This window comes from Pseudomonas sp. NFPP04 (genome assembly GCF_900113815.1).
GTDB lineage: Bacteria > Pseudomonadota > Gammaproteobacteria > Pseudomonadales > Pseudomonadaceae > Aquipseudomonas > Aquipseudomonas extremorientalis.
Map to the genome: position 1 here is coordinate 67631 of NZ_FOQS01000005.1, position 21822 is coordinate 89452.

At 64.0% G+C, this 21822-nt stretch carries 19 protein-coding genes; 5 read left to right on the plus strand and 14 right to left on the minus strand.

Annotated features, from left to right (window positions below):
• Positions 1-30: 30 nt before the first annotated feature.
• From BM017_RS12420 to BM017_RS12440, 5 genes are read left to right on the plus strand one after another with little or no spacing between them, the layout of a single operon-like run.
• The gene (locus BM017_RS12420) at positions 31-1539 is read left to right on the plus strand and encodes a sugar ABC transporter ATP-binding protein (RefSeq protein WP_092244599.1); all 1509 of its coding nucleotides are present in this window, start codon (positions 31-33) and stop codon (positions 1537-1539) included.
• Complete coding sequence (locus tag BM017_RS12425) at positions 1505-2497, plus strand: ABC transporter permease (RefSeq protein WP_092245506.1); 993 nt, start codon at positions 1505-1507, stop codon at positions 2495-2497. The genes BM017_RS12420 and BM017_RS12425 overlap by 35 nt, the downstream gene beginning before the upstream one ends.
• Before the next feature lie 28 nt (positions 2498-2525).
• The gene (locus BM017_RS12430) at positions 2526-3605 is read left to right on the plus strand and encodes an alcohol dehydrogenase catalytic domain-containing protein (protein WP_092244601.1); all 1080 of its coding nucleotides are present in this window, start codon (positions 2526-2528) and stop codon (positions 3603-3605) included.
• Positions 3606-3607: 2 nt separating this feature from the next.
• Positions 3608-5140: an FGGY-family carbohydrate kinase gene (locus BM017_RS12435; RefSeq protein WP_092244604.1), complete on the plus strand. Its 1533-nt coding sequence runs from the start codon at positions 3608-3610 to the stop codon at positions 5138-5140.
• Positions 5141-5866 (plus strand): SDR family oxidoreductase, encoded by a 726-nt coding sequence (locus BM017_RS12440; RefSeq protein ID WP_071492114.1) that lies wholly within the window; start codon positions 5141-5143, stop codon positions 5864-5866. It abuts the gene before it with no gap.
• Here the strand turns inward: BM017_RS12440 and BM017_RS12445 are convergent.
• From BM017_RS12445 to BM017_RS12510, 14 genes are all read right to left on the minus strand, one after another.
• The gene (locus tag BM017_RS12445; RefSeq protein WP_092244607.1) at positions 5863-6867 is read right to left on the minus strand and encodes a LacI family DNA-binding transcriptional regulator; all 1005 of its coding nucleotides are present in this window, start codon (positions 6865-6867) and stop codon (positions 5863-5865) included. The genes BM017_RS12440 and BM017_RS12445 overlap by 4 nt on opposite strands.
• 58 nt (positions 6868-6925) lie before the next feature.
• Positions 6926-7789 (minus strand): LysR family transcriptional regulator, encoded by an 864-nt coding sequence (locus tag BM017_RS12450; RefSeq protein ID WP_092244610.1) that lies wholly within the window; start codon positions 7787-7789, stop codon positions 6926-6928.
• 175 nt (positions 7790-7964) lie between these two features.
• On the minus strand, positions 7965-9371 hold the full coding sequence (locus BM017_RS12455) for an amidase (protein WP_092244613.1): 1407 nt from the start codon (positions 9369-9371) through the stop codon (positions 7965-7967).
• Positions 9368-10636, minus strand: coding sequence for a Zn-dependent hydrolase (locus BM017_RS12460; RefSeq protein ID WP_092244616.1), 1269 nt, complete (start codon positions 10634-10636; stop codon positions 9368-9370). The genes BM017_RS12455 and BM017_RS12460 overlap by 4 nt, the downstream gene beginning before the upstream one ends.
• Before the next feature lie 13 nt (positions 10637-10649).
• Positions 10650-11345 (minus strand): ABC transporter ATP-binding protein, encoded by a 696-nt coding sequence (locus tag BM017_RS12465; protein ID WP_028617000.1) that lies wholly within the window; start codon positions 11343-11345, stop codon positions 10650-10652.
• Positions 11345-12094, minus strand: a complete 750-nt coding sequence (locus tag BM017_RS12470; RefSeq protein WP_092244619.1) for an ABC transporter ATP-binding protein — start codon at positions 12092-12094, stop codon at positions 11345-11347. Before BM017_RS12470 ends, BM017_RS12465 begins: the two co-directional genes overlap by 1 nt.
• Positions 12091-13101: a branched-chain amino acid ABC transporter permease gene (locus tag BM017_RS12475; protein ID WP_092244622.1), complete on the minus strand. Its 1011-nt coding sequence runs from the start codon at positions 13099-13101 to the stop codon at positions 12091-12093. Before BM017_RS12475 ends, BM017_RS12470 begins: the two co-directional genes overlap by 4 nt.
• A gap of 1 nt (position 13102) precedes the next feature.
• On the minus strand, positions 13103-13963 hold the full coding sequence (locus BM017_RS12480; RefSeq protein ID WP_015884776.1) for a branched-chain amino acid ABC transporter permease: 861 nt from the start codon (positions 13961-13963) through the stop codon (positions 13103-13105).
• Positions 13964-14020: 57 nt separating this feature from the next.
• Complete coding sequence (locus BM017_RS12485) at positions 14021-15223, minus strand: ABC transporter substrate-binding protein (protein ID WP_092244625.1); 1203 nt, start codon at positions 15221-15223, stop codon at positions 14021-14023.
• Positions 15224-15448: 225 nt separating this feature from the next.
• On the minus strand, positions 15449-16216 hold the full coding sequence (locus tag BM017_RS12490) for a FadR/GntR family transcriptional regulator (RefSeq protein ID WP_015884774.1): 768 nt from the start codon (positions 16214-16216) through the stop codon (positions 15449-15451).
• A 106-nt stretch (positions 16217-16322) separates the two neighbouring features.
• Positions 16323-17072 carry an alpha/beta fold hydrolase gene (locus tag BM017_RS12495; RefSeq protein WP_092244628.1) on the minus strand — a complete coding sequence of 250 codons (750 nt, stop codon included), beginning with the start codon at positions 17070-17072 and terminating at the stop codon, positions 16323-16325.
• A 104-nt stretch (positions 17073-17176) separates the two neighbouring features.
• On the minus strand, positions 17177-18580 hold the full coding sequence (locus BM017_RS12500; protein ID WP_092244630.1) for an efflux transporter outer membrane subunit: 1404 nt from the start codon (positions 18578-18580) through the stop codon (positions 17177-17179).
• Complete coding sequence (locus BM017_RS12505) at positions 18573-20561, minus strand: MacB family efflux pump subunit (protein ID WP_139216856.1); 1989 nt, start codon at positions 20559-20561, stop codon at positions 18573-18575. Before BM017_RS12505 ends, BM017_RS12500 begins: the two co-directional genes overlap by 8 nt.
• A complete protein-coding gene (locus tag BM017_RS12510) occupies positions 20545-21714 on the minus strand; it encodes an efflux RND transporter periplasmic adaptor subunit (RefSeq protein WP_092244633.1) in 1170 nt (389 codons plus the stop codon). The genes BM017_RS12505 and BM017_RS12510 overlap by 17 nt, the downstream gene beginning before the upstream one ends.
• Positions 21715-21822 lie beyond the last annotated feature (108 nt).

Consider the following 21822-nt stretch of genomic DNA (forward strand, 5'->3'; position numbering starts at 1 on the left):
CGGTCTCCTTCTGAATACGAGGTCGGCGGTATGAGCAGTCTTCTGAAGCTGGAAAACATCTGTAAGCGTTACCCGGGCGTACAGGCCCTAAAGTCCATCAACCTGCAGGTCGAGCGCGGCGAGATCCATGCCTTGCTCGGCGAAAATGGCGCGGGCAAATCGACCCTGATGAAGATCCTCGGCGGCGTCGAGCATCAGGACGAAGGCCAGATCCTGATCGATGGCCAGGCACGGCAGTTCGCCACCTACCGCGATGCAATCGCCGCTGGCATCGGCATCGTGTTCCAGGAATTCAGCCTGATTCCCTACCTCACGGCGGTGGAAAACATCTTCCTCGGCCATGAGCTCAGCAACCGTTTCGGCCTGCTGCGCAAGCGCGAAATGGTCGAGGCCAGCGAGGCCTTGTTTAAGCGCCTGGGCGTGACCATTGACCTGCAATGCGCAGTCAAGCACCTGAGCGTGGCCGAGCAGCAGTTTGTCGAAATCGCCAAGGCCCTGGCCCTGGATGCGCGCCTGCTGGTGCTCGACGAACCCACCGCCACCCTCACGCCCAGCGAAGCCGAGCTGCTGTTCGAGATCATGCGCGAGCTCAAGCGCCAGGACGTGGCAGTGATATTCATCTCCCATCACTTGGAGGAGATTTTCCAGGTGTGCGACCGCATCAGCGTGTTGCGCGACGGCGGCAATGTCGGCGTCACCGAGGTGGCCGACAGTGATATCGACCGCCTGGTCGAGATGATGGTCGGGCGGCGCCTGGAATGCAGTTTTCCGCCCAAACCGAGCGGCGCACGCGGCCCGCTGTTGCTGGAGGTCAGGGACATCCAGCTGGTGCGCAACGGGCCCCGCAACAGCTTCCAACTGCACAAGGGCGAGATCCTCGGTTTTGCCGGTCTGGTCGGCTCCGGTCGCACCGAACTGGCGCTGGGCATGATGGGCGCGCTGCCGTCGGTGAGCAAAGACGTGTGGCTGCGCGGTGAGAAAATCACCCTCGATGACCCGGCACAAGCGCTCGCCCACGGCATCGGCCTGCTGCCGGAAAGTCGCAAGAGCGAAGGGCTGATCACCGATTTCAGCATTCGTGAAAACATCTCGCTGAACAACCTGCCCAAATACCAGAACGCTTCGGGCCTGATCGACAAGGCCAGGGAAAGCGCCAGCGTCGAAGACCTGATGCGTCAGCTGTCGATCAAGGCGCCCAGCGGCGAAAGCCGGGTGTTCAACCTCAGTGGCGGCAACCAGCAGAAGGTGGTGATCGCCCGCTGGATTAACCACCACTGCGACGTGCTGGTGTTCGACGAACCCACCCGTGGCATCGACGTGGGGGCCAAGGCGCAGATCTACGCGCTGATGCGCAGCCTCACCGAACAGGGCTACGCAATCATCATGATTTCCTCCGAGTTGCCGGAAGTCATCGGCATGTGCGACCGCGTCGCCGTGTTTCACAAGGGCGCCATCGTCAAGGTACTCGAAGCGTCCGCCGTCAATCCTCAAGAGGTCATGCGCCATGCAACAGGGGGCTCAAGTGAATACGTCCATTAACACCGTCGACAGCAGTCGGCTGCGCCTGAACCTGGCGCGGCTGGTGCGCTCGCCGGCGTTCTACCCGTTCGTGGGGCTGGTGGTGGTGACCCTGGTGATGATCCTGGCCAGCGACACCTTCCTGACCGCCAGCAACCTGTCGAACATTGCCCGCCAGGTGTCGATCAACGCGATTATCGCGGTGGGCATGACCTGCGTGATCCTCACGGGCGGCATCGATTTGTCGGTGGGGCCGGTGATGGCGTTGTCCGGCACGCTCACCGCCGGGTTGATGGTCGCGGGCCTGCCGCCGGGCCTGGCGATTGGCGCGGGGATGTTGATCGGCGTGGCCTTCGGCGTCGGCAACGGCCTGTTCGTCGCCTACCTGCACATGCCGCCGATCATCGTGACCCTGGCGACCATGGGCATCGCCCGGGGCCTGGGCCTGATGTACACCGACGGCTACCCGATTTCCGGGCTGCCGGAGTGGTTCGGCTTCTTTGGTCGCCAGAGCCTGTTCGGCATCGAAGTGCCCATCCTGATCATGCTGGTCACCTACACCGCCGCCTATGTGCTGCTGCAACACACGCGCATTGGCCGCTACATCTACGCCATCGGCGGCAATGAAGAAGCGGTGCGCTTGTCCGGCGTGCGCGCCGCGCGCTTCAAGTTGCTGGTGTATGGCATCAGCGGCCTGACGGCGGCGATTGCCGGGCTGGTACTCACCTCACGCTTGATGAGCGGCCAGCCGAATGCCGGCGTGTCGTTCGAGCTGGATGCGATTGCCGCCGTGGTGCTCGGCGGTGCGTCGATCGCCGGTGGGCGTGGCGTGATCGTCGGCACCTTGCTTGGCGCCATGCTGCTCGGCGTATTGAACAACGGACTGAACATGCTCGGCGTTTCGCCCTACGTCCAGAGCGTGATCAAGGGCGGGATCATTTTGCTGGCGATTTTCATCAGCCGTCAGCGCCACAAATAAACTCCTAACAAGCACAGGACTCCACATCATGGACAAGCACACCGACATGCAAGCCGTCGTCTGCCACGGCCCCAAGGACTATCGCCTGGAACGCATCGGCAAACCCCAGGCGCGCGCCAATGAACTGGTGATCCGCATCGCCGCCTGTGGCATTTGCGCCAGTGACTGCAAGTGCCACTCTGGCGCGGCGATGTTCTGGGGTGGCGACAACCCGTGGGTCAAGGCGCCGGTGGTGCCGGGGCACGAGTTTTTCGGCTATGTGGTGGAGGCGGGCGAGGGCGCCGAAGAGCACTTTGAAGTCGCGGTAGGCGACAAGGTGATCGCCGAGCAGATCGTGCCCTGCGGCAAGTGCCGCTTCTGCAAATCCGGCAAGTACTGGATGTGCGAAGTGCACAACATCTTCGGCTTCCAGCGCGAAGTCGCCGAAGGCGGCATGGCCCAGTACATGCGCATTCCCAAGACCGCCATCGTGCACAAAATTCCCGAGTCGGTGTCGCTGGAAGACTCGGCACTGGTGGAACCGATGGCGTGTTCGATCCACACCGTCAACCGTGGCGATATCCAGCTCGACGACGTGGTGGTGATCGCCGGCGCCGGCACCCTCGGCCTGTGCATGGTCCAAGTCGCCGCGCTGAAAACCCCGAAGAAACTGGTGGTGATCGACATGGTCGATGAGCGCCTGGAGCTGGCGAAGACATTCGGCGCCGATGTGGTGATCAACCCGTCGCGCGACAACGCCCGCGAGATCATCAACGGCCTCACCGACAACTATGGCTGCGACGTCTACATCGAAACCACCGGCGTGCCGGCCGGCGTGACCCAGGGCCTGGATTTGATCCGCAAGCTCGGGCGTTTTGTCGAGTTCAGCGTGTTTGGCGCCGAGACCAGCGTCGACTGGTCGATCATCGGTGACCGCAAGGAGTTGGACGTACGTGGCGCGCACCTCGGCCCCTATTGCTACCCCATTGCCATCGACCTGTTCGAGCGCGGCCTGGTCACCTCCAAAGGTATCGTCACCCATGACTTCCCGCTGGACGATTGGGCCGAAGCCTTCGAGCTGGCCAACTCGACCAAATCGATCAAGGTGCTGCTGAAGCCGGTGGTCTGAGCATGAACTACGTGATGGGGGTCGACATAGGAACCCAGAGTACCAAGGCGCTGCTGGTGGATGCCCATGGCACGATCATCGCCCAGCACAGCCAGGGGTATCGTGTGGATACCCCGAAAGTGCGCTGGGCCGAGCAATGGCCGCAGGTCTGGCTCGATGCGGTCGAGGCGTGCGTGGCGCAGTGCATGGCCAAGGCCGGCGTGGCCAAGGATCACGTGAAGGCCCTGTGCATCAGCAGCCTGTACGGCGGCTCGGGGATTGCGGTGGATGCGCAGCTCACACCGCTGCACCCGTGCCTGATCTGGATGGACCGCCGCGCCGGCGAGCAGGTGGCCTGGGTGCGTGAGCATGTGGACCTGGAGCGCCTGTTCGAGGTGAGCGGCAACTCGGTGGACAGCTACTACGGTTTCACCAAGATGCTCTGGCTCAAGCAGCACCAGCCCGAGGTGTGGGCGAAAACCCGCTACCTGCTGCCACCGAACAGCTACATCAACTGGTGCTTCACCGGTGAGTTGGCGGTGGACCACAGCAGTGCCGGCAACATCGGTGGCGTCTACGACGTGAAGACGCGTGGCTGGTCTGACGAAATGCTCGATGCATTGGGCATACCGCCGGCGATGATGCCGGAGCGCCTGGTGTATTCCGGGGAGGTCGTCGGTGGGTTGCTGGAGGGGTGGGCTGCGCGTCTGGGCCTGCAGGCGGTGACACCGATCCTGGCCGGAGGCGTCGATGCGGCCATGGCAACCTTGGCGGCGGGAGTGACTCAGCCAGGCAATCACGTGGCAATGATCGGCACCAGCATGTGCTGGGGTTACCTCAACCAGCAGGTGGATGCGCGTCATGGCCTGGTGAGCATGCCCCACGTCTACAACGGCCACCGCGACCTGTATATCTTTGGCGGTGCGATCACCGCCGGGGCTTCGGTGAGCTGGTTTCGCGAGCAGTTCTGCCAGGCCGAAGAGCAGCAGGCCAAGGCCAGCGGCCAGGACAGCCTGGCGTTGCTGGAACAGCGTGCGACGCATATCCCGGCGGGTAGCGAAGGGTTGTTGTTCCTGCCCTACCTGATGGGTGAGCGCAGCCCGGTGTGGGACGACCGCGCCAGTGGCAGTTTTGTCGGCTTGAACCTGTATCACAGCAGAATCCACCTGTACCGCGCAGTGCTGGAAGGGGTGAGTCTTGCCCTGCGGCACAACATCGAAGCGGGCACGCGCGGCGCGCATTCCCTGGACCCGCGCCTGATCGTGGTGGGCGGGGCGAGCCATTCGGACCTGTGGATGCAGATCATCGCGGACGTTACGCGGTATCCGGTGTACACCATCGTGCAGGAGGTTGAGGCGGCGTTGGGCGCGGCGTTGCTTGCGGCACATACGGTGGGGTTGGTGAGCGATGGGGAGATGGACAAGGGCTGGGTACAGCTGGAGTTGCGAGCCGAGCCCAAGGCGGAAAATGTCGAGGCGTACGACCGTGCGTTCGGCGAATACCTGAAGCTGTATCCGGCCCTGAAACCGATCATGCACAGCCTGCAGGAGAATTGAATGAACGCAGCCTTCGACTTCACCCACCACCGCATCCTCGTCACCGGCGCCAGCAGTGGCATCGGCCGTGAAATCGCCTTGCAACTGATTGCCAGCGGCGCCGATGTGTTTGCCCTTGGCCGCGACGCCCAAGCCTTGGCCGAACTCGGCTGCCATAGCCTCTGCCTGGACATCGCCGACAGCGCCGCCCTCGACAATGCCCTGCAAGACCTGCCGCCGCTGCACGGCCTGGTCAACTGCGCGGGTATCTCGCGCCTGGAGCCCGCCGCCGCCATCAGCGCCGAGGCGTTCGACCAGGTGATGCAGGTCAACGCCCGCGCCGCCGCGCAGGTCGCCAGCCGCGTGGCGGCAAAAATGATCGAAGCGCAGATCGCCGGCAGCATCGTCAACGTCTCCAGCCAGGCGTCATTGGTGGCGCTGGACGATCACCTCGGCTACTGCGCCTCCAAGGCGGCGCTGGATGCGATCACCCGTGTGCAATGCGCCGAGTGGGGCCGCTTCGGCATTCGCGTCAACAGCGTCAACCCCACGGTCACACTCACGCCGATGGCAGCCATGGCGTGGTCCGCGCCGGCCAAGCGCGACCCGGCGCTGGCGGCAATTCCCTTGGGGCGGTTTGCTGAAACTGCGGAAGTGGCCCTGCCGGTGCTGTTCCTGCTGAGCCGCGCGGCCAGCATGATCAGCGGCGTCAGCCTGCCCATCGACGGCGGCTATACCAGCCGCTAGCCGTTTTCCAACTGGCCGGCGATGACCACCTTGTCCCGGGGCTTGCCCGGGTCTTCGAGACGGTCAAGCAGCAGGCGTACCGCGCTGCTGCCGGCCAGCGACGCATCATGGGCCACGCAGGCGATGGGCACGCCGAAGATATCGGCGAAGGGCAGGCGGTCGATGCCGCAGATGGTCAGGCTGTCGTGGGGGATATTGTGCATGCGCAGCGCACGCAGGGCGCCGAGGGTGATCAACTGGTTGAACCCCATGATCGCGTCCGGCGCCGAGTGTTCGGCCAGGTAGTCGAGGGTGTGCAGGTAGGACGGCATCAGCGTGTAGTCGCCGGCCTGCACTTCGACCTGCACCTGCGGGTGTTCGGCCAGCACTTCACGCAGGCCTTTGAGGCGCTCCACAGTGATGCGTGAATGTTCGGGGCCGGTCAGCACCAGCAGGCGCCTGAGGTCGGGCGTCTGGCGCAGCAGGTAGTGCGCGGCCTGGATGCCGCTGTGGTAGTTGTCGAGCACCACGCGGCTGAACGGACTGTCGTGGATCGTGCGGTCGAGCAGCACCACCGGGGTCTTGCCGTTGGCCAGGCGTTCCAGGTAGTCGGGCTGGTAGCCCGGCTCATCCGAGACCGGCGACAGGATGATCCCCGCCACGCGGTAGCCCAACAGGGTGTCCACGGCCTTGCTTTCCAGTTCTTCCAGCTCATCGGTGTCCACCAGCATGATGGTGTAGCCGTGCTGCTTGGCCTCGCGGGAAATTGCCTTGATCATTTCGCTGTAGAACGGGTTGTCCACCGAGGCGGTGATCACGCCGATGATCAGGCTTTCGCTGCGCTTGAGGCCGCGGGCGAAGGCGTTGGGCACATAGTCCAGCTCCCGCGCCACTTCGAGGATGCGCGCCAGGGTGGCCGGCTTGACCAGGTCAGGTTTGCTCAGCGCCCGGGACACCGTGATGGTGGTCATGCCGACCTGTTTGGCGATGTCGCTGATGGTGACGGACTTTTTCTTGTTCATCGGTAAGGCTGCAAAAGGAAACACCCGCAGGCTAGCATGCGCGGCGGATATTGTTGCTTCAAATCAGCGGGTCCCAGCGCTGCGACCAGTCGCTTTCGGCCTTGACCACCTCGCGCAGCAACGCCAGTGCCTGTTGCAACACCGCCGAATCCCGCGCCCGTGAATACACCAGGTACGTGGGGAAGCTGAACTCCGGCGCCTTGGGCACGCGTTGCATCACGCCGCTGTCCAGGTAGCTCTGCACCACGCGGGTACGGAAATAACCGGCGCCGCCATTTTCCAGGATGTACTGCAACGCCAGCGGCCCCAGGTTGAAACTCAGCGCGGCGCGGGCCTTGTCGGGCAGGGCGGCGTCGTGTTGTTGACGAAAGCCGGGTCCCCAATCGATGTACACGTAGGGCGCCGGGTTGCTCGCCAGCTGCACCAGGATCAGTTTTTCCTCCAGCACCTGTTCCACTTGCAACCCAGGCCAGTACTGCGGCTGGAACACCAGCGCGGCGTCCAGCACACCCAGTTCCAGTTGGCGCAACAGGTATTCGCCTTCGCGGATTTCGGTGCGCAGGGCATGGCCCGGGATGTTCTGGCGCAGGGCCTGGGCCCAGCCGAGCATCAACGGGTTGCACAGGCTGACCTCGCCGCCGATGTGCAGCACGTTGCGATAGCCATCGGGCAATGGCAGGTCGCGTTTGGCCGCTTCCCAGGTTTGCAGCAACTGGTTGGCGTACACCACGAAGGCCTCGCCGTCGGCGGTCAGCCTGGCGCCGGCGCGGTTGCGGATGAACAGCGTGCTACCCAATTGGCTTTCCAGGCTCTTGACCCGTGCGGTGATGGCGGTCTGGGTGACGTGCAGTTTCTCGGCCGCTGCGGCGAGGCTGCCGCAGCGGGTGATTTCGAGGAAGGTGCGTGCCAGTTCGATGTCCATGAAGCCCCCGGGGATGAATGGGGGACAGTGTAATGGAATGCGCTCGAAACGGTGGGAGAAGGCTTGCTTCCAAGATCTTCAGGTAGAACTGGCGAAAAGTACCCACAGTTGCAGTGTTCGTCCTTAGCCAGATAAGGCCAGGACCATCGGCGTGTACCCCCTCCCACATGGGGTCCTACGGTGTTCTGATGATTGGCGCTTGCAGGTGCTTGGTCGGAAATGCCTTTGCATACGCCTGGCACACCCTCAACACCTGCTCATCGGCAAACCGCGCGCCCACCACATGCAAGCCCACCGGCAAGCCATTCGCCGCCAGCCCGCACGGCACCGATGCCGCCGGTTGCTGGGTCAGGTTGAAGGGGTAGGTGAAGGGCGTCCACTGCGTCCATGCCTGCAAGCCGGAGCCGGGCGGTACGTCGTGCCCGGCTTCGAATGCGGTGATCGGCATCATCGGCGACACCAGCACATCGTAATGCTCATGGAACGCGGCCATGCGCGCCACCAATGCGGCGCGGGCTTCAAGGGCGGCGCTGAAGTCGTCCAGGCTCAACTGTTCGCCGCGTTGTGCAATCCTTGACAGTCCGGGGTCCAGCAGTTGTTTTTGTGTCTCGCTCATGGCGCCGGTCAGGCGTGCCGCGCCGGCTGCCCACAAGGTGCTGAAGACGTCCAGCGGGTCGCTGAAACCGGGGTCGATCTGCTCGACATGGGCGCCCAGTTGTTCCAGGCCTCGCACCGCCTCCGCGACCACCTTGGCCACTTGTGGGTCGACCTTCACGTAACCGAAGTTCGGACTGTAGGCCACACGCAACCCTTTCAAATCCGTACCCGGCGTCAGCCATGGTGTGGTGCGTGGAGCACCGATCAAGCCATCGCGCGTATCCGGCTGGGCGATGGTTTGCAGCATCAGCACACTGTCTTCCACCGTGCGGGTCATCGGCCCCAGGTGCGACAGAATGGTCATGGAGCTGGCCGGCCACTGCGGCACATAACCGAAGGTCGGCTTGATCCCGAAGGTGCCGGTAAACGCACAGGGAATGCGGATCGAGCCACCGGCGTCGCTGCCCTGGTGCAACACGCCGAGGTTCAACGCCGCCGCTGCGCCTGCGCCGCCGGACGAGCCGCCCGCCGTGGTGCGGGTGTCCCAGGGGTTGCGGGTGATGCCGTACAGCGGGTTGTCGGTGACGCCTTTCCAGCCGAATTCCGGGGTGGTGGTCTTGCCCAGCAGCACCGCGCCGGCCTTGCGCATGAAGGCCGTGAAAGGCGCGTCGACGTCCCACGGCCCTTCGGCGGATGACGTGCGCGAGCCCTTGCGGGTCGGCATGCCGATGGTCAGTGTCAGGTCCTTGATCGACGCCGGCACGCCGTCCAACGGGCCGCAGGGTTGGCCCTTGAGCCAGCGTTGTTCCGAGGCGCGTGCGGCGTTCAGCGCACCTTCCGGGTCGACGTGGCAATAGGCGTTCACCACCGGGTTGTAGCGCTCGATGCGCAGTAAAGCGTCCTCGGTGACTTCCACCGGCGACAAGGTCTGGTCGCGAAAATGCTGCAGCAGTTGCACCGCTGTCAGTTGGCCGATCTCGCTCATGCCACGTCCCCCTGTGCCGCATTGACCATGGCGCGCAGCAATACCGCGCAGCCGGCTGCCAGGTCATCCGGCGCGGCGTTTTCGATTTCGTTATGACTGATGCCGCCTTCGCACGGCACAAAGATCATGCCGGCCGGGCCGAGTTCGGCGACAAAAATCGCGTCGTGCCCGGCCCCGCTGACGATGTCCATATGGCTCAGGCCCAGGGCTTCGGCGCCGTCACGCACCGCATTGACGCAGGCCGGGGCGAAGTCCAGCGGTGGAAAGTCGGCGGTGGGCGTCAGCTCAAAGGTCAGGCCGTGTCGCTGGGCAGTGGCTTCGATCACGCCGCGCACTTCATCGACCATGGCTTGCAGCTTGTCCGCGTGCAGGTGGCGCAGGTCGATGGTCATGTGCACCTGGCCGGGAATCACGTTGCGCGAGCCAGGGTGCAGGCTCAGGCAACCCACCGTGCCGCAGGCGTGGGGCTGCTGTTGATGGGCGATGCGGTTGACCGCGCTGACCACCTCGGCGGCGCCGACCAGGGCGTCCTTGCGCAGGTGCATCGGCGTCGGGCCGGCGTGGGCCTCGACGCCGGTAAGGGTCAGATCGAACCACTTCTGCCCCAGGCACCCCATGACCACGCCAATGGTAGTGGCCTGGTCTTCCAGTACCGGGCCTTGTTCGATATGTGCTTCGAAGTAGGCACCGACCGGGTGGCCGAGCACGGCGCGGGAACCGGCGTAACCGATGCGCTGCAATTCGGCGCCCACCGACAGGCCCCGGTCATCGACTTTGTCGAGGGTGTCCTGCAAGTCGAACTTACCGGCAAACACCCCGGAGCCCATCATGCACGGCGGAAAACGCGAGCCTTCTTCGTTGGTCCACACCACCACTTCAATCGGCGCTTGGGTTTCGATGTCCAGGTCATTCAGGGTGCGGATCACTTCCAGCCCGGCCATTACCCCGTAGCAGCCGTCGAACTTGCCGCCAGTGGGTTGGGTGTCGATATGGCTGCCGGTCATCACCGGGGGCAGGGCGGGGTTGCGCCCGGCGCGGCGGGCAAAGATATTGCCGATGGCGTCGACACTGACGCTGCACCCGGCGGCCTCGCACCACTGCACGAACAGGTCGCGGGCCTGGCGGTCGAGGTCGGTGAGGGCCAGGCGGCACACGCCGCCCTTGGCGGTGGCGCCGAGTCGGGCCAGGTCCATCAGCGATTGCCACAGGCGGTCGCGGTTGATCAATAGGGCGTTGCTCTGGAGCGGTTGCGCAAAACTGTTCATCTGCAATCTCCGGTCAGGCACTCAGGGCCAAATAACGGTTTTTGATCGTAGGGTCGGCGCGGAAGGCTTCGGCGCTGCCTTCGTAGACGACACGGCCCTGTTCAAGCACGTAATGGCGGTCGGCGAGCTTGTCGCAGACCATCAGGTTCTGTTCCACCAGCAGCACCGGCAGGCCATCGTCCTTGACCTTGCGCAGGATTTTCACCAGTTCGTCGACGATCACCGGGGCCAGGCCTTCGGTGGGTTCATCGAGGATCAGCAGCTTGGGGTCGTTGAGCAGCGCACGGGCGATGGCGAGCATCTGTTGCTCGCCGCCGGACAGCGCGTGGCCGGCGTTTTTGCGGCGCTCCTTGAGGCGCGGGAACATGGCGTACACGTCTTCGAGCTGCCAGCGGCTGGTCTTGCGTGCGGCGATGCGCAGGTTTTCCTCGACGGTGAGCAAGCGGAAAATCCCACGGTTCTCCGGGACCAATGCCAAACCCTGACGGGCGATTTCGAAGATCTTCTGCCCGACCAGCGCCTGGCCGTTGAAGTGGATCTGGCCCTGGCGCGGGCAGATGATGCCGAGGATGCTGCGCAGGGTGGTGGTCTTGCCGGCGCCATTGCGCCCCAGCAGCGTGACCAGTTCGCCGGGGTTGACGGTCAGCGATACGCCTTCCAGCACATGGCTCTTGTCGTAGTAGGAATGGATATTCTCGACGATCAGCATCAGGCAGCCTCCCCAAGGTATGCAGTGCGCACACGTTCATCGGCGCGCACGAATTCCGGCGTGCCTTCCACCAGGATCTGGCCGTGGCTCATCACCGTGATGCATTGGCTGATGGACATGACAATGCTCATGTTGTGTTCGATCAGCAGTACTGTGTGATCGCGGCCGAGGTCGCTGATCAACTGGGTCATGATCGGGATATCGTCGATGCCCATGCCCGAGGTGGGCTCATCCAGCATCAACAGTTTCGGCTTGGAGCAGATCGACATGCCCACCTCCAGTACCCGTTGCTGGCCGTGGGACAACTCGCCGGCCAGGGTGTCGGCGCGGGCGGTGAGTTGCAGGCGTTCGAGCACCTGGTCGGCCATCTCCAGGTGTTCGCGCTGGCTGTCCACGCGACGCCAGAAGTTGAGGGCACGTGCGCCGTCACGGCCCTGGGCGGCCAGGCGCAGGTTCTCGCGCACGCTGAGGTTCTGGAACAGGCTGGTCAGCTGGAACGAACGCGCCATGCCCAGGCCCACACGGCCGTGGGCGGGCTTGCGCATCAGGTTTTTACCGTCGAAATGAATTGCTCCAGCGGTGGCCTGGCGCTCGCCGGTGAGGCAGTGGAACAGGCTGGTCTTGCCGGCACCGTTGGGGCCGATGATGGTGTGGATGGTGCCGGCCTCGACCTTGAGGTTCACGCCATTCACTGCGTGGAACGCGCCGTAGGCCAGTTCCAGGTCCTGGGTTTCCAGCAGGATGCTCATAGCCCTTCCTCCTTGGCGATAACCACGTTCTTGCGGCTGCCGCGTACCTTCTCGAACAGCGACGCCAGGCCGCCCCACAAACCACCGCGCATGAAGATCACCACCAGGATCAGGATCACCCCCAGCAGCATCAGCCAGCGCGGCCACAGGTCGGAGAGGAAATCCCCGAGCAGCACGATGGAACCGGCGCCCAGCAACGAGCCAAACAGCGAACCGGTGCCGCCGACGATGGTCATGATCAGGATGTTCTCGGACATCGCCAGGTCGATGTTCGACAGCGGCACAAAGTGCAGCAGCATGGCGTACAGCGCCCCGGCAATCCCGGTGACGGCGCCGGACAGCACGAACACCAGGATCTTGAAGTGCCGCGTGTCGTAGCCGATGGCCGAGGCGCGGGTTTCGTTTTCACGGATCGCCATCAGCGTGCTGCCGAACGGCGAAGCGATCACCCGGCGCGCACCGATGAAGATCAGCAGGAACAGCACCGCGACAAAACCGTAGAACGCGCGGGCGTCGGCCAGGGACAGCAGCACGGTGTCGCCCAGGCGGATTTCCGGGCGCGGCACGCTGAGCAGGCCGTTGTCGCCGCCGGTCCAGTCGCTGAGGGTGTAGGCGACAAAATACGCCATCTGGCTGAACGCCAGGGTCAGCATCACGAAATAGATACCGGTACGCCGGATCGCCAGGGCACCCACCAGCAAGGCCAGGAACCCACCCGCAATGGAGGCGCCGAGCAACGCGGTGAACAGGCCCAGTTGCAGGTGGATCATCAGCAGCGCCGCACAGTACGCGCCGGCCCCGAAGAAGATGCCTTGGCCGAACGACAGCAGCCCGGTGTAGCCCAGCAACAGGTTGCAGGCCAGGGCGGCCATGGCAAAGATCAGGATCTCGGTGGCCAGGGTCGCCGACGGCAAGATCAGCGGCAGGCCGATCAATACCGCCAACACCCACAGCAGCATTGCGCGCGATTGCGTCTTGGCAAACGGCAGGGGATTTTTCTCGCTCATGTCAGGCTCTCCCGAACAGGCCGTAGGGACGGACCAGAATCACCACGGCCATCGCGCCGTAGATCATCAGGCTCGCACCCTGGGGCCAGAGTGTGGTCATCAGGCTTTGCACCACGCCCACCAGCAAACCGCCAACCAGCGCACCGCTGAACGAGCCCATGCCGCCGATCACCACCACCACGAAGGCCACGCCGAGGATCTCCGGGCCGACAAAGGGCTGCGCGCCGCGCAACGGTGCGAACAGCACACCGGCGACGCCGGCCAGGGCCACGCCGAGGGCGAAGGTCATGGAGAACAGGCGGAAAATATTGGTGCCCAGCAGCGACACGGTTTCGGTGCTTTCACTGCCGGCGCGCACCAGGGCACCGAAGCGCGTGCGTTCCAGCAGCAACCACAGGCCCAGGCCGACCAGCCCGGAAAACACAATGAGGAACAGGCGGTAGTAGGGGTACACGAAGTCACCCACCACCAGCACGCCGCGCAGCAGTTCCGGTACCGCGACGCTCTTGCCCACCGGGCCCCAGATCATCACGCTGGCCTCCTGGATGATCAGTGCAATCCCCAGGGTCACCAGGATCTGGAACATGTGCGGCAAGTGGTAGATCCGCTGGATCAACAGGCGCTCGATCACCCAGGCCAGTGCAGCCACCACCAGTGGCGCGATCAGCAACGCCAGCCAGAAGTTGCCGGTGAGGCTCACGGCGGTGTAGCAGATGTAGGCACCCAGCAGAAAGAACGCGCCGTGGGCGAAGTTGACGAAGTTGAGCAGGCCGAAAATGATCGTCAGCCCGACCGCAATGAGGAAGTAGATCATCCCCAGCCCAAGGCCGTTGAGGATCTGGAACAGGTAAAGATTAAGCATGCAGGAACCCTCGGCAGGACGCCGCTTGCGCGGCCCTGCGCTACAAAATTCAGGGGATCAGCCGAGCGTGCAGCCCGTGGCGTCCACCGGCGGGAACGATTGGCCGGCGCTGAGCACCTTGGCCAGGTCGTCCTTGTCGGCCATCTCGCTGCTGGCCTTGCCGATCAGCAGGTAGTAGTCCTTGATCACCTGATGGTCGCCGGCGCGGATCGATTCCTTGCCGGTGGGCCCTTCGAAACTCAGGCCCTGCATGGCCTTGGCCACGGTCGGCCCGTCGAAGCTGCCGGTGGCGATGATGGTTTCGAGCATGACCCTGGTGCTGATGTAGTCGGCGGCCAGCGGGTAGGTGGGGTTGATGCCGTACTTGGCCTGGGTCAGCTTGACCAGTTCACGGTTGAGCGGGGTGTCGACCTGGTGCCAGTACTGTGCGCCAAGGTACACGCCCTCGAGTACATCGCTGCCCAGTTCCTGGAATTGGTCGAGTCCGGCGGACCACACCAGCAGCACTTTCATGCGCTCCTTGATGCCGAAGTTGACCGCCTGGCGCAGGGTGTTGGACGACTGGCTGCCGAAGTTGAGCAGCACCAGCACGTCGGGTCTGGTCGAGATGGCGTTGGTCAGGTAGCCGGAAAATTCCTGTTCCTGCAGCGAGTGGTAGCTGTTGCCGACGTGTTCCAGGCCGTGTTCCTTGAGCACGTTTTTGGCGCCTTCGAGCAGGGCTTCGCCGAACACGTATTGCGGGGTGATGGTGTACCAGCGCTTGGCGTCGGGCAGCAGTTTGATCAGCGGCACCATGGTTTCGCGGATTGCGCCGTAGGTGGGCACGGACCAGCGGAACGTCGCCTTGTTGCAGTCCTTGCCGGTGACTTCATCGGCGCCCACCGGGGTCATGAACACGCCGCCGACCTTGTCGACTTCCTTGGCCACCGCCAGTGCCGACGAGGACAAGGTGCACCCCTGGAAGAACCGCGCGCCGTCCTGCTGGATGGCTTCCTGGACCTTGCGCACCGCCTTGCCGGCGTTGCCTTCGGTGTCGATGACCTTGTAGTTCAACGGGCGACCCAGCACCTGCGGGTACTGCTCCACCGCCAGGCGCGAACCCATGTCGGCAAACTTGCCATAGCTGGCAAACGCGCCAGACATGGACTTGAGGCCGTAAAAGGTAAAGGGCTCGGCGGCGAATGCCGAGCGCACGCTCAGCGGGAGGCTGAGGGCGGCTGCGGCGGTGAGACTGGCTTTCAACAACGTACGACGCTGCATGGGGTGACTCCCTGGTTTAGTTATTGGCAGGAGTGGCAATGGCGATACGGTGGAGCAAGGGCCTGTGGGCAGGCCTGTTATTGGATGAAACGATGTGTGGTTGAAATGCAGCCCACATGTGGGAGGTGGCTTGCCTCCGATAGCGGTGTGTCAGTCGACATTAATGTTGAATGTGCTGGCGTCATCGGGGGCAAGCCCCCTCCCACATGAGGTCTGTGGTGTTCTTTAAGAGTGATCGAACTCCAGTAGAAAATGCGGGCTGACCTGGCCTTCAAGGGCGGTCATGTGGTGTTCGGCATCGCACATGTGTTCATGCATCAAGCTGCGTACCGCGCTTTCATCCCCGGCACGAAAGGCGATCAGCAACTGCTTGTGATAATCCAGGTTGGCCGCGTCGAACTGCTTGCGCTTGGGCTTGTAGGCTTTTTTCAGCACCACCAGGTCGCGCAGCAGGTCGTTGAGAAACTGCGCCATGAAACTCAGCAGCGGGTTGGGGCAGGCCTTGGCCAGCAGGTTGTGGAACTCCAGCTCCGCCAGGCGTTGTTCGCGCTGGCCGGCCTCGCTGTCTTCGGGGGCGCTGCAGAAATCCACGTTGTCTTGCAGGGCCTGGTAGTCGTCTTCGCTGAGGCGCCCGAGCACCGATACCGCCAGTTCCACTTCGATGACTTTGCGCAGTTGGTACACCTGTTCGCCGTCCAGGTGCTGGAAGTGCAGGTAGTTGCGCAATGCGCGGCTGGCCGGTTCGGTGCCGGCCTGGTTCAGGTAGGCGCCACCGCTGGGGCCGGTGCGGGTGCTCACCAGGCCTTCCACTTCCAGGGCCTTGAGTGCTTCGCGGGCAGAGCCCTTGGAGCACTGGAAGCTTTCCATCAGCTCACGCTCGGTGGGCAGGCGGTCGCCGGGCTTCAAGGCGTCGGTGACGATTGAGCGCTTGACCGACTCGACAATCACATCGGACAGCTTCTGGCGTTTGCGTCGTAGCGGGCGGCTTAGCATGGGTTCGATTTATCGTATTAATGCGGATAAATAGCACTTAATAACGATCGACCCCCAACGTCAACGCCGGGTGTCGTTTTTGAGGACAACAGGTCGCAAACGGGGGTTACTGTCCTTCGGCGGAATCCAGGCAGCGCGTGGAGCGTGGAGGTTGCTTGCCGTAGATCAGGAAGTCGCCCACCCAGCGGTTGATGCAACTGCTGGCGTCCTGTGTGGAGGAGTCTTTCAGGCGCAGTTGTTCAACGAAGGGCGCCGCCATTTCGCTCGCGTGCGCGTTGACCAGTACCATGCGCGTGACCCGCTCGGGGAACAGCGTGGCGTAGCGATTGCCCAGGCGTGCGCTGTCGGCATTGCCCAGGTAACGCAATTGAGCTTCCCCGAGTTGGGTACGTACGAACTCCAGGTCCTGGGCTGCCTGCTCGATGCCATTGTCGGTACTGAGGTCGCGGGTGCTGAGCTCGATGACGTCATAACGGTCGACCAGCCGGCGATAGGCTGGGTGGGAGTGGGAGCCCCACAGGCTGGCCAGGTGGATGACGAAGGTGCCGACCTGAGTCTTCTTGGCCGCGTCGCCGGCCTGGGCAATGATCACCCCTTCACGGTTCAACGGGTCGCGGGCCCCGACGCGGGTTACGTACAAGCGCAACCTGCCCTGGCGGGGTGCGGCATGATTGCGCGGTACGCTCACGGTGCCGCATTGGGTCCGTTCCAGTACCGCAGGGTCCAGGCGTTCAACGGAGGGCAGGGGACAGTCCAGCAACCAGTCGATGGCAGTGGGTGGGATCAACGGCTGGGCTGTAGCAAGGTTTGCCATCAGCCAAAGGCAGGCGCCCGTCAGGTGTTTTGCAGCAGTCATCGAGAGGTCCCGGGCAACCGTGTGATAGCGGCTTTTTTACCAAGGACCTTGGGTCGAAGAATGTAGGCTGAAAGAACGTCTGTTGTATGAAATTGGAGTTTTGTTTATCGGATCTCTGTCTGCCAGCCACCACCCAGTGCTTTGTACAGGGCGATACTGGCCTGTAGGCGTGACAAGCGCAGTTGCACGTTCTGGTCCTGGGCCGCGTACAGGGTGCGCTGGGTTTCCAGCACGGTGAGCAGGTCTTCGGCGCCGGCCTGGTAGCGGCTTTCGGCAATCTGGAACGCCGTCTGCGCCTGTTGCAGTTCTTCACGCTGCCATTCGCGTTGCTGGTCGAGGCGGGTGATGCTGCTGAGGGCTTTTTCCACATCGGCAAAACCGTTGATGATCGCGCCGCGATAGGTTTGCAGCAGTTCATCCTGGCGGGCGCGGGCCTTGTCGCGTTCAGCGCTTAAACGGCCGTTGTTGAAGATCGGGCCGACCAGGCCGGCGGTCAGCGTGTAGTAGGGGCTGCGCAGGATATCCAGGGCCTTGTAGGCATCCGAGCCCAGGGTTGCGCCCAGGGTGATGGCAGGCAGCATGGCGGCGCGGGCCACGGTGACGTCGGCCTGTGCCGCCGCCAGTTGTGCTTCGGCCTTGGCGAGGTCGGGGCGGCGGCTGAGCAGTTGGCTGGGCATGCCCGCACCGATGGTTGGCCAGGTCAGCGCCTGGAAGCTCTCGGAGCCCAGGTCCAGGCCTTGTACCGGCTGGCCGAGCAGGGCGGCCAGGGTGATCCGCGATTCTTCGCTCAGTTGCTGGATCAGCGGCAATTGGCGTTGCTGGCTGGCCACCAGGCTTTTTTGCTGGGCCAGTTCCAACGCGGTGGCGGAGCCGGCGTCATAGCGGGTCTGCACCAGCGCGAGCACATTGCGCGCATTGGCCAGGTTCAGCTCGGCAATCTGCTCGCGCTGCCGGGCGGCCAGGGTTTGCGCGTAGCGGTCGGCGACGCTGCTGAGCAGGGTCAGTTCCACCGTGGCCTGGTCGAACGCGCTGGCGCGCAGACTCTGTAAGGCGCTGTCGCGGGCGGCGGCGCGGCCACCCCAGAAGTCCACCTCGTAACTGGCGGTGAGGTTGGCGCTGTAGTTATCGACGGTATCATCGCTGCGTGTTGCGTCCAGGTCCGGGCCACCCGGGCCGCGCAGCAATTTCTGGCGGCTGGTGGCGAGGTTGAATTTCACCTCCGGCAGCAGCGGCGCGCCGGCGATCACTGCGCTGGCCTGGGCCTGGCGCACGCGGGCCGTGGCGGCGGCCACGTCGAAGCTGTCCCGGCGGGCCTGGTCGACCAGGCGATTGAGCTGCGGGCTGCCGAACTGGGTCCACCATTGCTGCTGGGTGGCCTGGGCGGCGCTGCGCTCGGTATATTGCCAGGCAGCCGGCGGTGCAATGCCGCTGTCGATGGCAGGCGGGTTGCCGGTGCAGGCGCTGAGCAATACGCAGAGGCCGGGCAGGTAAAGGGATCGTTTATTCACTGGTCAACGCCTTGACCGGATCGAGCCGGGCAGCTTTACGGGCCGGCATAAAGCCGAATACGACGCCGGTGACAAGGGCGCAACCGAATGCACCGAACACCGCCACCAGGGAAAACTGCACCGCCACCTTGGCCAGCACCAGCACGCCGCCCACCAACAGCGCGAGGGCGATGCCGCACAGGCCGCCGACCACCGAAAGCATCACCGCTTCGGTGAGGAACTGACGCAGGATGTCGCGCTGGCGTGCGCCGGTGGCCATGCGGATACCGATTTCACGGGTACGCTCGCGTACAGTCATCAACATGATGTTCATCACGCCGATGCCGCCTACCAACAGGGAAATCGCGGCAATCGAACCGAGCATCAGCGACAGTGTGTTCTGCGTGCGCGCCTCGGCCTGGATCATCGCGGCGTTGTTGGTCAGCTCATAGTCGCGCTTGCCGTTGTGCAGTTTTTGCATCAACTGGTCGATGGCCACCTCGGCCTCGCGGACCTTGCGCGCGTCCGCCGCGGCGATCACCACATACTCGGGGTTGTAGCTGCCGAACAGGCGCACGCTGGCGGCGGTGTAAGGGATGGCAACGCGATCGTCGCTGTCCTTGTTGCCGGAGCTGGCGCCTTTTTCCGCCAGCACGCCGATCACCTGGAATGGCACGTTTTCAATCAGGATGTACTGGCCGATGGGGTCGACCTCGCCCTTGAACAGCTTCTCACGCACACGATGACCAATTACCGCCACGGTGGCAGCGGCACGCTCGTCGGCGGCAGTGAAATAATTGCCCTCGACCACCGGCCAATTGAAAATCTCCGGGAAGTTGGTGTCGTTGCCGCCCACGTAAGCCATGTAGTCGACATTGCCGAAACGCACCCCGGCTTCGTTGCCGTTGACCGGCATGATGCGCTGCACCTGCGGCAGGGCCGCCAGCGCATGCACGTCATCGAGCGTCACGATCCCCAGCGGCGTGCGCGGATTCGGCGATGAACCGCTGAGGTAGATGATGTTGGAGCCGAACGCCCCCATCTGCGCCATGACCTGGCGCTTGCTGCCTTCGCCCACCGCCAGCATCACCACCACCGACGCCACGCCGATGATGATGCCCAGCAGGGTCAGCGCGGTACGGAAGCGGTTGATCCACATCACACGCCAGGCAGCTTGTACCGCGTCCACCAGTTCGGCTTTCCAGGCGCCGTTGTGCTCGGCGCCGTCGGCCAGGCGCTGGCGCAGGTCCACGGCTTGCAGGGCCCCGGTGGTGGCTACGGGCCTGGTGTCGCTGTCGTTGGCCGAGTCACTGATGATCAAGCCATCGCGAATTTCGATGATGCGGTTGGCCCGCGCAGCCACTTCGCGGTCGTGGGTGATCAGGATCACTACGTGGCCCTGGCTGGCCAGTTCGTCCAGCAGGGTCATGACCTCGGCGCCGCTGTGGCTGTCGAGGGCGCCGGTGGGTTCGTCGGCGAGGATGATATGGCCGCCGTTCATCAACGCACGGGCGATGGACACTCGCTGCTGCTGGCCGCCGGACAGCTGGTGCGGACGGTTGCCGGTGCGCTCGGCCAGGCCCAGGCGGATGAGCAGGGCGTGGGCGCGGGCATGGCGTTCGGCGGCGCTGATACCGGCGTAGATCGCCGGCATCTCGACGTTTTCCTGGGCCGTGCCCGAGGGGATCAGGTGGTAGCCCTGGAACACAAAACCAAAGGCTTCGCGGCGCAGCCAGGCCAGTTCGTCGCTGTCCAGGTGCGCGACGTTTTCCCCGGCGAACAGGTAGTCGCCGGTGCTGGGGCGGTCAAGGCAACCGAGGATGTTCATCAACGTGGACTTGCCGGAGCCGGAGGCACCGACGATGGCGACGAATTCCCCGGCATGGATCGCCAGGTCGATGCCGCGCAACACGTCGACCTGCGGGCTGTCGCCGCCGCCGTAGGACTTGCGGATGTCCTTGAGTTCGATCAGGGGCGTGTTCACCTCAACCCCCGTTGCCATCGGCCGGGCCGACCAGCAGTTGATCACCTTCGTTCAGGCCGTCGAGTACCTGCACGCGCAGGCGGTCGCTGATGCCGACCTGCACCTGGCGCTGCTCGATACGGCCATTCTTGCCCACCACCCGGGCGATCTGCTGGTTGGCGTTGGCCGTGCCCTGTAGCGCAGCGATCGGCGCCGTCAGCGTATCCTGGGCCTGGCTGGCGACGAAAAATACCTGGGCGGTCATTTCCGCCATCAACGCGTTGTCGCTGTTGTCCACATCCAGCAACACGGTGTACAGCACCACGCGGCCGCTGCCGCTTTTATTCGAACTGTTGGGGCTGCCGCTGCCCTGGGTTTCGTTCAACGGCTTGGGCGGGATCGGCAGGATCTGCCGCACGGTGCTGGTCCAGCGCCGGTTGCCGCCGCTCAGGGTGGTGAAATAGGCGGTCATGCCCGGTTTGACGTGGCCGATATCAGCTTCCGAGACTTGCGCCCAGACGGTCATCGGCGACAGCTTGGCGATCCGCAGGATCAACGGTGTCTGCTGCTGCGCGTTGAGGGTCTGGCCGACCCGTGCGTCCACCGCGACCACGGTGCCGGTCATCGGCGCATAAATCCGCGTGTAGCCCAACTCGGCTTCATCACTGCGCAGGCTGGCCTGGGCTTGCAGGATCTGCGCCTGGAACATATCGACCCGGGCCTGGGTGGCGCTCAGTTCCGCCTTGGCGGTTTGTACGTCTTCCTCGCGGGTGGCGTTGCCGGCGACCAGGCGCTGCTGGCGCTGGTATTTCTGGCGCGCCAGTTCGTGCTGGGCCTTTTGCTCCTGCAACTGGGCCTTGAGGTTTTCGATGGCGTAGCGGCTGGCGTCGAGCTTGGCCTTCTGCGTGGACGGGTCGATCTCCACCAGCAATTGGCCTTCCTGCACCTGGTCGCCGGCCTCGACGTGGATCTTGCGGATCTGCCCCGATGCCTGGGCGCCCACGTCCACATAACGACGCGGTTGCAGGGTGCCCAGGGCGGTCACGCTGTTTTCGATATTGCCGCGGGTGACGCTGACGGTGGTGAGGGTGTCACGCCCCGGCGGCAGCACCTGCCAGGCCGCGACGGCGATAATGGGGATCAGGCACGCGATAACGAGCAAGGCGCGTCGGGCGGGTCGAGGGCGTTTCATGCGTGGGTTTCCAGCCAGGAAAGTTCGGACCGCAGTTGCGGGGAGCTGACAAGTAAACGAGAGAATTGCGCGGGGATTTAGGCGGTTACATAAGCAGTTACAGCTCCC